The sequence below is a fragment of the bacterium genome (genome assembly GCA_026398675.1).
GTDB lineage: Bacteria > RBG-13-66-14 > RBG-13-66-14 > RBG-13-66-14 > RBG-13-66-14 > RBG-13-66-14.
Window position 1 is genome coordinate 1 of record JAPLSK010000098.1, and the last position, 7,278, is coordinate 7,278.

The 7,278-nt window shown below is 66.4% G+C and carries 7 protein-coding genes; all 7 read right to left on the reverse strand.

Going from position 1 to position 7,278, the window contains the following annotated elements:
• A partial coding sequence (locus NTW26_02120) for a hypothetical protein (GenBank protein ID MCX7021069.1) occupies positions 1-212 on the reverse strand: 212 nt, incomplete at its 3' end.
• Positions 213-216: 4 nt separating this feature from the next.
• Positions 217-1,059 (reverse strand): hypothetical protein, encoded by an 843-nt coding sequence (locus NTW26_02125; protein ID MCX7021070.1) that lies wholly within the window; start codon positions 1,057-1,059, stop codon positions 217-219.
• A 12-nt stretch (positions 1,060-1,071) separates the two neighbouring features.
• Complete coding sequence (locus tag NTW26_02130; GenBank protein ID MCX7021071.1) at positions 1,072-2,358, reverse strand: DNRLRE domain-containing protein; 1,287 nt, start codon at positions 2,356-2,358, stop codon at positions 1,072-1,074.
• Positions 2,359-2,386: 28 nt separating this feature from the next.
• Positions 2,387-4,066, reverse strand: coding sequence for a tetratricopeptide repeat protein (locus tag NTW26_02135; protein MCX7021072.1), 1,680 nt, complete (start codon positions 4,064-4,066; stop codon positions 2,387-2,389).
• Positions 4,067-4,079: 13 nt separating this feature from the next.
• Entirely contained in the window at positions 4,080-4,754 is a 675-nt protein-coding gene (locus NTW26_02140) for an ABC transporter ATP-binding protein (GenBank protein MCX7021073.1), read from the reverse strand.
• 511 nt (positions 4,755-5,265) lie between these two features.
• On the reverse strand, positions 5,266-6,363 hold the full coding sequence (locus tag NTW26_02145) for an efflux RND transporter periplasmic adaptor subunit (protein ID MCX7021074.1): 1,098 nt from the start codon (positions 6,361-6,363) through the stop codon (positions 5,266-5,268).
• On the reverse strand, positions 6,321-7,148 hold the full coding sequence (locus NTW26_02150; protein ID MCX7021075.1) for a bifunctional 5,10-methylenetetrahydrofolate dehydrogenase/5,10-methenyltetrahydrofolate cyclohydrolase: 828 nt from the start codon (positions 7,146-7,148) through the stop codon (positions 6,321-6,323). Before NTW26_02150 ends, NTW26_02145 begins: the two co-directional genes overlap by 43 nt.
• Positions 7,149-7,278: the final 130 nt, after the last annotated feature.

Here is a 7,278-nt window from a genome sequence, read left to right on the forward strand (position 1 = left end):
CCGGCAATCCTCGACGTGCCGGCGATGGACGCCGGGTTCGTGAGCGACAGGCTGCCGGGGTCCCAGAGGCCGAGGACGGTGTTGCCCAGGGCCATGCCGCGGGCGTCGGCGAGGGGTACCGGCTCGCCGGGCCGCCCGAGGGCGTAGAGGGAGTACCCCAGCGCCAGGGACGGCAGGAGTACGAGCAGAAGCAGGACGCGGGTTTTATTCATGCTGTTAATAGGACTCCGGCCAGTGCGTGAGCTGAAAGACTTCCCCCGAATCCAGCTCGTAAAGGTAGAGCTGCGACACGATTCGCCCGTTACGGCTGGGGCCGCTTCTGGCGAAAACGATGGACGAGCCGTCGGGTGACCACTCGGGGAAAGCGCCCTCTACCAGTTTTTCCTCAATGCTCGATTCCAGATCGTAGACGTAAATAGTACCTTCGAATTCATCGGAATAGAATGGACGGGTGTAGGCAATGAGCTTTCCGTCGGGCGACCAAACGGGGTAATTGAGGTCCGGCTCGATATCCAACTCCATAACGCTGTCTTTGTTGAAGTCATAAACGCTAAGACCGAACGACTCGTTCACGAAAACGACCTCATCCCCTTGCGGGTTCCAATCGGGCTGTAGACAGAAGAAGTCGGAACGGAAAACGACCTCGTCGTCGGGAATCGAATAGATGGTCAGATCCTCGGAGCACTGGTATGCGATCAGGTCATCAGAATCATTTATGGATGCCGCGGTACCGTCAGTAGAAGGCAGGGGGGTGGATAACCCGGATACCGTGTCATAGATGCTGAATGAGCCATCATCCTCTACCAAAACATCCGGTGAATTGTGGAACCAGCACACATCATCCGCTTCGTACCCCGTATAACGCTCAATTCCATCGGACAAATCCAAGAGGTACAGATTGGAACCATGCTCGGGATTTGAATATACATACGCTATCGTGCCTGTTGGCGACCAGGATGAATAGGTGCGCAGATAAAATTCTTCAAAAATGGTGAAATAACAACCTAACAGAAGCAAAATCAGAATAAAAGAAGTAGGGATTAACGTTTTGGAAACCATACGTCACCACGTTCAATATGAGGTCGCACGCTCCTCCGGCTCGCGGTCGTACCAGTAATCCGGCGGGAGGGTGTACTTGACGACCAGGCGGGGCCGGCGGCTCTCCGCGGCCTCCTGGGTCCACAGGCGGATGGGGTCCTCGTAGCCCTGCTCCGTGGCCAACTTGATCACCAGACCGTGCTGGTCCTCCTCCCCCGTAATCCAGTCCTGGATGATGGAGGTGACGTCTATCTTGACGTAGCCGGGCGGGGCGGGGTCGAGCTGGCCGGTCACCTGGGTGTCGGAGAGCGCCAGCCGCCGCAGGTCGCCCTGGTCGTCCCCCTCGGAGAAGTCATCCTCGAGGGGATGCACGGCGATGCCGACCACGCTGTCGCGGCCGGGGAAGTCCGAGTAAAGCTCCAGCTCGGCCAGGTTGACCGTGGCCTCGTCGGGGAGAAGTGAGAGATCGAAGTTGAAGACCAGCCGCCCGCCGGTGCCGAAGGTCGCGCAGAGCGGCAGCTCCGCGGTCGAGCCGTAAATCCGCGAGTCGGGCTGCGAGAGGTCGTCCGCGATGACCACGTCCTGCCAGGCCTCCAGCGAGGCCTCCTTCTTTTCCCCCGAGGCGGACTCCCACACGACCACCAGGTGGGGGCGGTTGCTCGGGGTGTCTATATCGTCGGAGTAGAACTCCTTGACGACCCGGGCGGCGGCCTCGTCCTGGGCTTTCAAAAGCAGGCCGTTCTCGTCGTCGGGGTTGTCCAGCCACCAGGCGACCAGGGAGGTCACGTCGAAGCTCCTGATTTCGCCGTAGCCCGTGGGGGGCTCGTCGAGGACGAAGGAGCCGAAGGGACCGTCGTAATCCGCGCCGGGGTCGTCCCAGTCCTCGTCCTCGGTGCGCGTGAGCCAGGTGGTCTCGTCGTGCTCCCACTCGTTCGTAACCGCGTAGACGTCCACGGTCAGGTTCCCCTGGGAGAAGGGGCGCCAGTTGGCGATGCCGGGGGCCTCGGCGTAGTAGTACTCCACCCGGGCGCGGTACAGGCTCTCCGACGTCACCTCGTCGGGCAGGTCGGCGATTTTGAAGTTCACCAGGCAGCGGACCAGGGTGTCGTCCACCCGGCCCACGGAATCCACGAGCGCGCCGTTGGTGTTGCCGTAGCCGTAGTAGCCGGTGTCCGCCCATCCCGGGCCGGGCTCGAGGATGAGGGTCAGGACTTCCTGGTCCGGGCGGTCGTTGAGCTCGCCCCCCAGGGGATTGTCGGACCCCGGCTCGCAGCCGGCGACCAGGAGCGCGGCAAAAATCAAAAAAATCGGTAGTCTCACCTGGACCTCGGTGGGATCGTGGAGTTTATTACAGCTTCAGGTTGGCCGCCTCGGCGGTGAACTGGGCGGAGAGGTTCTCCAGCCTCTTCCTCTCGACGCGGTCGGTGGCGAGCTCGGACTCCTGGGTGTACAGCCGGGCGATGGAGTAGTAAAGCTCGAGGGCCGTCGCGGTCGGGATGCCCAGTTGGAGCACCCCGGCGTAGGCGTCCACCGCCGCCTGGAGGTCGCCCCGCTCTTCGGCCAGCCGACCGGCGAGGATGCCCACCTCGGGATCCTTGGGGACCAGATGGCGCAGCGTCTGGAGGACGGCGTCGGCCTGCTCGAAGCAGCGCCCGGCGATGTAGGCGCGGACGAGCATCTTCTGGGTTGATGTCCCGGCGGGGTCGCGTTCGGCGGCGGCCTCGGCGTACTGGACGGCTTGGGAGAAGTCTCCCGCGGCGAGGTGGATCCGGGCCAGGCCACTGTAGCTGCGTGGGTCGTCGGGCGCGGCGCGGGTCGCGGCCTCGTAGCCCCTCGCGGCCAGGGACGGCTCGCCCTCGCGCTCGTAGGCCAGCCCGATGTTGTACAGGGCGTCGGGGTCGTCCCTCCGGGAGCCCAGGACGGTCCGGTAGGAGTTCCTGGCGGCGACGTAATCGCCGGCGGCCAGGGCGTCGCCGCCCAGCCAGCGGTAGAGCTCCACCGGCGCCGTGGAGTAGGGCACCCGGTGGGTGCCGGCGGCGGCGGTGAGCTCCAACTCGCGCTGGGCGGCCTGGGAGTCCCCCGCTTCGTAGAGGCACCGGGCGAGGTGGTAGTGCGCGCGCGCCGGCAGAGGGTCGTACTCGAGCGCCTCCGAGCAGGCCAGAATCGCCCACCGTTGGCCCAGCGGTAGATTCTCGAAGCCCTTAACCGGCACGGCGGGCTGGTCGGGGAGCGGCAGCTCGATGGCGGGCTCGTAGCCCTCTCCCAAGTCCAGGGCCAGGGCGATGGACGCCGCGGCGTAGAAGCAGCCCGGGACCTTTGGGGCGCTCTGCAGAATCTTCGTCAATTGCTCCAGGGCCAGGATGTCGTTGCCCTCTGCCAGGGATAGCCAGGCCAGTCGGGGCCGCAGGCGGTAGGCGTCCTTGGGCGAGGTCTCCGTCCCCTCGGAGAGTATCGCCCGGGCCTTCTCCAGGTTGTCGAGGCCGATGCAGGTGTCGGCGAGGTTCACGTAACCGGATCCGAGGCCGGGGTCTATGTCTATGGCCTTGGTGAACTCCTCGGCGGCGTCGGCGAGCTGGCCCGCGGCGGAATAAATCACCCCGCGCCCGTAGGCGTGCCAGGCCCGGGACAGCCCCAGCCGCTCCGCCTGTTTGAGCTGCTCCCGCGCCCGGTAGAAATCGCGGTGGTGCGCGTGGTACAGGGCGAGCTGGAAGCTGTAGAAGGGGTCGTCGGGGTGCGCGTCGCGGTCGGCGATGAGGCGGTTACGGGCGGCCTCGAGGCCGTAGGTGCCGGCCAGGGCCGCCAGACGTCCCTCCGCCGCCTCGTAGTTCGTCGGGTCCAGGGAAAGCACCGTCTCGTACTCGATGAGCGCCTCGTCGGGAAAACCCTCGTCCAGGAGCACGTTGGCCGTGAGGAGGTGCGGCTCCGGATCCTCGCGGCGGGTGAGGACGAAAATGAGCGTCGCCGCGAGAGCCGCGAAGGCCGCGGCGCACCAGATGATAAGGCGTTTGGTCTTCTTTTCGAGCGCCATTACTCGCGCCCCTTCAACGCCGGCCGCGGGGCCGGGAGGTCGTCGGAGTTCTCCGCTTCTCCTCCCGTACCAGGCGGCCGTCGTGGAGGTGGAGGATGCGGCGCGCCGCGGAGGACACCTCGGTGTCGTGGGTGACCACGATGATGGTCTGACCGTCTCCGTGGAGCTTCCGGAACATGTGCATAATCTCTACGCCGGTTTTGGAGTCCAGGTTTCCCGTGGGCTCGTCGGCCAACAGAATCGAGGGGTGGGTGACCAGGGCGCGGGCGATAGCCACGCGTTGCCGCTGGCCGCCCGAGAGCTCGCTGGGCTTGTGGTCCATCCGGTCGGCCAGGTCCACCGCCGCCAGGGCCCACCGGGCCTGCTCCATCCGCTCGGACGGCGGGATGCGGGAGTAGACGAGCGGTAGCTCCACGTTGACCAGGGCGCTGGCCCGCGGCAAGAGGTTGAACGTCTGGAAGACGAAGCCGATGCGCCGGTTGCGGATGTCGGCCAGTTGGTCGTCGTCCAGCTCGCTGACCAGCTCCCCGGCCAGCTTGTAAGACCCCGAGGTGGGAGTGTCCAGGCAGCCGATAAGGTTCATCAGGGTGGACTTGCCCGACCCCGAGGGGCCCATGATGGAGACGTACTCGCCGGAGGCGATGTCCAGGTCCACCCCGTCCAGGGCGCGGACCTCCACCTCCCCCATTTGGTAAATCTTCGAAAGGCCGCGGACCTCGATGAGCGGGGTTTCCGGGACAGGCGGAGGCGGGGGAGGAGGCTCTTCCCCGGCCTTCCGCGACAGGCGCCACAGATCGAAGTCCCCCTCGTAGAGACGGTTCAGCCGGCGGACCTCCTGCAGCGGCTCGGACATGAATTATCTCTCGTCGGTTGATAGCCGGATGCCCCGGCCCGTGCGGGGGGTCAGACAAGGGGTTTACCCCTTGCCCCCATCTTAGGATGCCCCGGCTTACGCGGAGGTCAATTCTTGATTCCGGACTGCGCCCGTCCGTCCTGAGTTGGCAACGCGCCAGGGGCGGCCGCGGGTCACTCCTCAGCTATACCCCTATTTTACAGAACGCAGACCCTCGTTACCTCTCTCCCGGCCGTGGGCGGATATCGTCAACGGCCAGAAGCGAGACTTCGCCCCCACCCTGCTCTGCAAGTTCTCCGTAAAGCCACCGCTCCGGCCCACCCTCCCGGCCGCGGCGGACGCGGGCTCACTCCTCTTCCTCCTCCACGACCACCTCGGCCACGGTCACCCGGCCCCCGTGCTCCAGCTCGCGCAGCTCCTTGTACGGGCCGCTGATCACCACGTCGCCCTCCGCAACCCCATCCTTGATTTCGATGAAGGCCTCGTCCGAAATCCCCGTCACGACGGGGCGGAAGGACACCGTTTCGCCCTCGAGGACGAAAACCCCCTCGACCTCGTCCCAGTCGTTGGGGAGCTTGTAGTCCTCCCCGAGCCATTCCAGCACCGTCTTGCGGTCCCGGACGACCACGGCGGAGATGGGCACGGAGATGGCGTCCTCGGCGGTGTCGGTGGTTATCTCCACCGTGGCGCTCATCCCGGGGAGCACCGTCGCCGGCAGCTGGTCGGTGATGACCACCTTTATCTCGAAGTTGACCACCTCGGCCTCGGAGCCGGAGGCGGAGGTCTTGGCGGAGCGGGCTATCTCGGAGACGTAGCCGGCGAAGCTCTGGCGCGGGAAGGCCTCGATCTCCACCCTGGCCGGCTGGTTGAGCTCCAGGGAGACGACGTCGGTCTCGTCAATCTCGGCCTCCACCTTCATCCCCTCGAGGCTGGCGATGGTGGCCAGGGGGACGACGGTGAAGGTGGGGGGGTAGGCGATGTCGCCCTCCTCGAAGTTCAGCGCGACGACGACGCCGTCCATGGGTGAGGAGTAGCGGGTTTTGTCCACGGAGTCTCGCGCGGCGCGGATCGAGGCCAGGGCGCCCCAGGACTGGCTTTTCGCCGTCTCGTACTGCGCCCGGGCCACCTGGAGCTGCGTCTGTGTAGCCTCCCACTCCTGCTTGGAGATCAGGCCGTCGTCGTAGAGCTTCTGCTGCCGGGTGAAGTTGTCCTCGGCCTGGGTCAGGGTGGCCTGGGCCAGGTCGAGCTGGGCCTGGGCGGCGGAGTAGCCGGCCTGGCTCTGGCTCAAGAGGCTCTGCGACTGGTCGGGGTCTATTTCCAGAATCAGGTCGCCCTCGTGGACCTGCTGGCCCTCCACGACGGCCACTCGGACTATCTCGCCCGCGGTGAGCGCCACCAGGTTCACCTCGATGGCGGGGCGGATGTGCCCCGGCCCGGAGACCACGCTCTCGAGGGTACTTCGGGGTGAACGTCGCCCTGTTCGCGCCCCAGCTCGTCGCTCCAGTTGTACCCGGCGTCGAGGACCACGGCGCCCGGCTTGACGTACTCCGGCGTTACCATGCGCGCCCGGCCGATGGCCACCGCCAGCACCTCGGCCTCACGCGCCACGCCCGGCAGGTCCACCGTCCGGCTGTGGCAGACCGTCACCGTGAGGTGCTCGGCCAGGAGGAGTTGAAAGAGCGGCTTGCCGACGATGTTCGAGCGGCCGATGACCACGGCTCGCTTGCCCACCAGCGCCACGCCGGTGGTCTTCAACAGGTGATGGACGGCGCGGGCGGTGGCCGGCACGAAGCGCGGACGCCCCAGGGCCAAAAGCCCCGCGTTTTCCGGGTGCACCCCGTCCACGTCTTTCGCCGGGTCCACCAGTGAATCCACGGCGTCCGGGTCGAGCCCCGCGGGCAGGGGGCGCATGACGAGAACCCCGTGGGCGCCGGTCTCGGCTTCTTTGAGAAGCCTCTCGAAACCGGCCGGGTCCACGTCGGCGGGGAGTTCCACCGTTCGGACGACGAGGCCGCTCTTGGTCCCGGCCTTGGCCAGGGAGCGGGCGTAGGCCCCGGCGTTGGGGTCGCCCTCCGGCGTGAGGATGGCGAGGGTGGGCTCGACCCCGTCGCGGCATAACGCCCCGGCCCGGGCGGCGTTGGCCTCGCCCAGTTCCCGCGCCACGGCCTTGCCGTCAATCATCCGGGCGCCCACGGGCCGCTCCTCGTGTACGCGGTGGAAGTCGCTCATGTTGCGTGGTTGCGAGTTTATCCGCTCCCGCCGCGCTAGTCAAGGGCGCGGGGCGGGTGGTGGTCGCCGGGGCGGTTGCGGACGGTCGTACTTTGTGATGACGTAGGGGGGGGGATTTGCCAGGGGCATA